The organism is Vibrio sp. M260118, from assembly GCF_036533755.1.
Lineage (GTDB): Bacteria > Pseudomonadota > Gammaproteobacteria > Enterobacterales > Vibrionaceae > Vibrio.
On sequence record NZ_JATABG010000453.1, the window covers coordinates 1 to 4,374 of the forward strand.

General features: G+C 44.1%; 4 protein-coding genes. 2 read left to right on the forward strand and 2 right to left on the reverse strand.

The annotated features are described in order from the left end of the window. Positions 1-252 precede the first annotated feature (252 nt). Both QTO00_RS18225 and QTO00_RS18230 read left to right on the forward strand, forming a co-directional pair. Positions 253-1,206, forward strand: a complete 954-nt coding sequence (locus tag QTO00_RS18225) for a glutathione S-transferase family protein (RefSeq protein ID WP_331426039.1) — start codon at positions 253-255, stop codon at positions 1,204-1,206. Further along, entirely contained in the window at positions 1,203-1,997 is a 795-nt protein-coding gene (locus QTO00_RS18230) for a DODA-type extradiol aromatic ring-opening family dioxygenase (RefSeq protein ID WP_331426040.1), read from the forward strand. Before QTO00_RS18225 ends, QTO00_RS18230 begins: the two co-directional genes overlap by 4 nt. 346 nt (positions 1,998-2,343) lie before the next feature. Here the strand turns inward: QTO00_RS18230 and QTO00_RS18235 are convergent, their stop codons facing one another. Next, positions 2,344-2,943, reverse strand: coding sequence for an ABC transporter ATP-binding protein (locus tag QTO00_RS18235; RefSeq protein WP_331426041.1), 600 nt, complete (start codon positions 2,941-2,943; stop codon positions 2,344-2,346). Between the two features lie 2 nt (positions 2,944-2,945). After that, on the reverse strand, positions 2,946-3,998 hold the full coding sequence (locus QTO00_RS18240) for a FecCD family ABC transporter permease (RefSeq protein WP_331426042.1): 1,053 nt from the start codon (positions 3,996-3,998) through the stop codon (positions 2,946-2,948). Between the last annotated feature and the right edge of the window lie 376 nt (positions 3,999-4,374).

Below are 4,374 nucleotides of genomic sequence, written 5' to 3' on the forward strand. Positions count from 1 at the left end.
CTTCAGCGTGCACATCAGCCATGGCTTGTTTATCAGCAATAACGGTTACGAGTTTGCTTTGGCGTTATTCGCTGCCACTTTTGCGCTAGCCATTCAAGGTGGAGGAAAGTTTGCCATTGATAACAGCTTAAGTGGCTTACTTGGCGCAACCAAAACCGCTTAAAAATAGCGTTCAGACTCAAAACAAATTAGACAAGCAATAGGGCCCCATGGCGTTCGCTCGCAGGGGACTCTTCGAAAAAAGGTAAGATTATGTTGGTAAATGGTAAGTGGAAACGCAAGTGGGATCCTGTTCAAGAGAAAGACAGTGAAGGCCGCTTCATCCGACAAAGTAGTGCTTTTACAAATCGCGTTGACGATGCACAGTCAGCAGTCGATAAAGGTTTACGACTCTATGCTGCTTACATTTGTCCTTGGGCAACACGCACATTAATTGCACGCTCGTTGTTTAACTTAGAAGACGTGATTGACGTAAAAATCTTAGACCCAGTACTAACGGATTTTGGTTGGAAATTTGGTGGTGAAGCTGATTCAACGGCAGGCTCTACAGAGAGTGGCATTGAAGGAGTGGAATATGCTCACCACCTTTATACGATGACCGACAACCAATACACGGGCCGAGCGACTGTGCCTGTACTTTGGGATTGCGGTGACAACAAAATCATCAACAACGAGTCTGCTGACATTCTTCATATTTTGAACGAAGACTTGCGACCGATTCACAGTTCAGACATCAATTTGTACCCAACTGATTTGCAGTCACAAATTGAAGAGTTTAATGCCAGCATCTACGACAGCGTAAATAATGGCGTTTACCGCGCGGGATTCGCTTCAAGCCAGAAAGCTTATGACGAAGCCATGGTTGATATTTTCGCTCGCTTAGAAGAATTGGAAACACATTTTGCCAATAACGAGTTTGCCGTTGGCAACCAACTTACAGAAAGCGACATTCGGTTATTCGTTACCTTAATTCGATTTGATGTGGCCTACCATGGCCTATTTAAGACCAATTTCAAGTCAATCTCTGACTACCCTGCGTTATCAGCGTATTTGGACCGCTTATTGCAAATTGAAGCCTTTGCGAAAAGCACTCGTGTCGATCATATTAAAGCGGGTTACTACTCAGTAACTGCACTAAATCCATCTGGCATCATACCTCAAGGCCCATACATGGATTGGTTTAAATATTTGCCGGAGGGCGTATGAAACTGGCACCTCTAATGTTCGTTGGTCATGGTTCTCCGATGTTTGCGTTAGGTCCAAGCATTGAGGCTCAACATCAGGCTACCGATAACTTAACCCACCAAATGGCTAAATTTGATGATGTGGATGCTATTTTGGTGATATCACCACACTGGATTACCAAAGGCAATGTTGTGATCACCAATGATCAACCAGAAACCATTCACGACTTTGCCGGCTTTCCACCTGAATTGTACGAATTGAAGTATCCTGCTGCAGGCTCTAGCACTGTTGGTAATAGAATTATTGACTTACTGGCTAGCAATGATTTCGAAGCTAAAGCAGACAAAATCCGCGGCTGGGATCACGGTGTTTGGGTGCCTTTGCGTCATTTGCGCCCTAATGCAGACAAACCAATAGTGCAATTGTCGTTGAATGCTGATTTGTCACCAGATGAGCTAGAAAAGCTCGGTAATATCTTGAAGCAATTGCGTAAGCGGAATATTGCAGTAATCTGTTCAGGTAGCCTGACGCACAATTTGTATGATATTCGAATGAGTCATGAACGCATCGCAGATTACGCTGCTAAATTCGCGCTTTGGGTTCGAAATGCAGTTACTGAAGGAAACATAGCCGACGTTAAGCAACCTCACGTTAAAACAACTCATTATGCGAAGTCACACCCTACCTCTGAGCACTATTTGCCATTGATTATTGCAATGGCAGCAAGTGATGACGCTGATAATCTAACGGTGTTAGAAAGCCCAATCTTGCATAACTCTATCTCAATGGAGAGTTATATTTGGTCTCGGTAAGCAATAACCAAGTTAGGCGCAAATTACGAGAATAACACCAAATAGGGCAAAAGTGCTTCTGGCTATCATGACCGTTCACTCTTTGAGTCGGCAATGAACAAATTTTTAGGGCTAGGTATACCTGCTAGAAACCAGCGGGTAAGTTAGATAGGAGGACTGTGTCCCTTACCTGATTTGACCAAGCTATTTTTACCAATATTGAAACGGTTAGAATTTTTTTCGATAATCACTGCTTCACAGCCGCCGTCTCAAACGAAGAAAAGTTCTAGGCGCTTTGAGCTAGTTATTTGAACGTATACCGCTCTCTCGTCGCAGTTGATGAGAGTTTTTTTACAACCGTTTGACTTCAAGCCAAATTAAGGTCGTGTAACACCATGAGAGTTACATACTCTCGTTCTCGAGTCTGGTTTACCAAATGTTCAAGCAGCACGTGTTGATAGTGAAGATCGAGCGCACTGACTGGCTCATCCAACATCATAATCTTTGGCTCACGCATTAACGCCTGAGCGAATAGAATCATTTGCCGTTGACCACCACTGAGTTTGCTCACATCTTTATTTGCCAAATGCGAAAGTCCTATCTGGTCTAATATTCCCAGCGCTTTATGCAGCATGTCATTGCCCACTTTCAAGCTCAGCGCGTCTAACTGCCCAAGCAAAACGACTTCAATCGCTGTTAGATTCACGTCTAAATTGATGTCTTGTGGCATATAACCAAACTGGCTTCGCCACTGTGAAATCGAATTATGCGTTAGCGAATTGTCACAATAATTGACCTTCCCGGACTCCAATTTGATGTCACCAAACAATGCTTTAAGCAGCGTACTTTTACCGGTTCCGTTTGGCCCTAAAATTGCGGTAACTTGACCCTGTTTGAGTTCAAAATCGATATTTTTAGCCAGGCTTGATGAGCCAATTTGAATGTTAATTTGCTTAGCTGTCAGCATCGTTACCCTCGTTTCGCGATAATCAGCCAAAAGAAGAACGGTACGCCAATAATCGCAGTCACTATTCCGATTGGGAACAACGCGCCGGGCACGATCACTTTTGAAAGAACAGACGCAGTCGAAAGAAGAAACGCGCCGATTAGGAATGAAAGAGGTAAGAAGAATCGCTGGTCTTCGCCAACCAACATTTTGGCAATGTTAGGCGCGACAATGCCAACAAATCCAATGATGCCAACGAAACTGGTCACCGTTGCTGTCATCAAGGCAACGATGAATAGTGTTATCAAGCGCAGCTTTGCTACATCAACACCGACACTCTTTGCTCGCTCTTCACCTAAACGCAGGGCCGTTAATTTCCAAGAATCCCTGAGTAACAAAACAACACCAGCCACCGCAACCAACGAGGTGATTAACAAGTTCCCCCAGGTGGCTTTCGACAAGCTACCAAACAGCCAAAATAGGATTTGCTGACTTAATTCTGGGGAGGAGACAAACTGAACCAACGACAATAACGACTGAAAAAGAAATAGTAATGCAATGCCCGCCAATATTAACTGACCTGAGCTGATATGGCGCATTGAGGCCAACGCGAAAAGAAAACACGCAGAAAGCATGCAGCAGATGAACGCACCGAGCGGTACAGCGTAATTACTGTCTAAGCCCAGAGAACCGAAATAAAGCGTAATTGCAGCACCAAAACCCGCAGCCGCAGCCATACCTAGCGTGTAAGGGCTTGCCATCGAGTTGTTTAACAACGTTTGCATCTCAGCACCGCCAACCCCAAGCGAACCACCGACAACAATCGCCATAAGTGCAATCGGCAAACGCAAGTTGGTCACAATGACTTGTGTGGAGGCATCAACCTGAAATGGTAAGCCGATAAACTCTAAAATCGCATACAGAACCCGACCTGCATCCAACATTGAAGGCCCTGTCATAATATCGAGCACAAAAGAGATGACCAAAATTAAACAAAAAACACTCAGTACAACAAAGCGTTTCCGCTCATACTTTCGCTGATTTTCAATGGCTTGTAACACTGCTTCGGATTGCATCTAACGCTACCTGATTACCTAAAGGATAGATTTTCTTTTTCTACTGCGTCGCCGCTTGTTCAATACAAACCGCGCCGAGCAATAAATTGTGCACGCATACTAACAAAAATGATAATAATTTGCATAAAGATTAATAAAAAGATTATTATCGCAACCAAGATGAGGGAGCCAGTGGACATTGGCATATATAAAAGGGTCTAAGTTACCATGTATAAAACACTACTCAGTTTTGCTGCACTTACTGTCAGTGCTTCGGCATTTGCAGAAATCACCACCGTTACCGACGTACTAGGTCGAGAAGTTACCTTCGACGCACCAGCTAAGCGTGCGGTTGTCGGTTTCTATCCAGAAGACTATATGGCCATTGGTACAGAAG

Bases quoted from the DNA above. Each gene is read 5' to 3' on its own strand.
- QTO00_RS18225 (WP_331426039.1), top strand. From the start codon at position 253: ATGTTGGTAAATGGTAAGTGGAAACGCAAGTGGGATCCTGTTCAAGAG.
- QTO00_RS18230 (WP_331426040.1), top strand. From the start codon at position 1,203: ATGAAACTGGCACCTCTAATGTTCGTTGGTCATGGTTCTCCGATGTTT.
- QTO00_RS18235 (WP_331426041.1), bottom strand. From the start codon at position 2,943: ATGCTGACAGCTAAGCAAATTAACATTCAAATTGGCTCATCAAGCCTG.
- QTO00_RS18240 (WP_331426042.1), bottom strand. From the start codon at position 3,998: ATGCAATCCGAAGCAGTGTTACAAGCCATTGAAAATCAGCGAAAGTAT.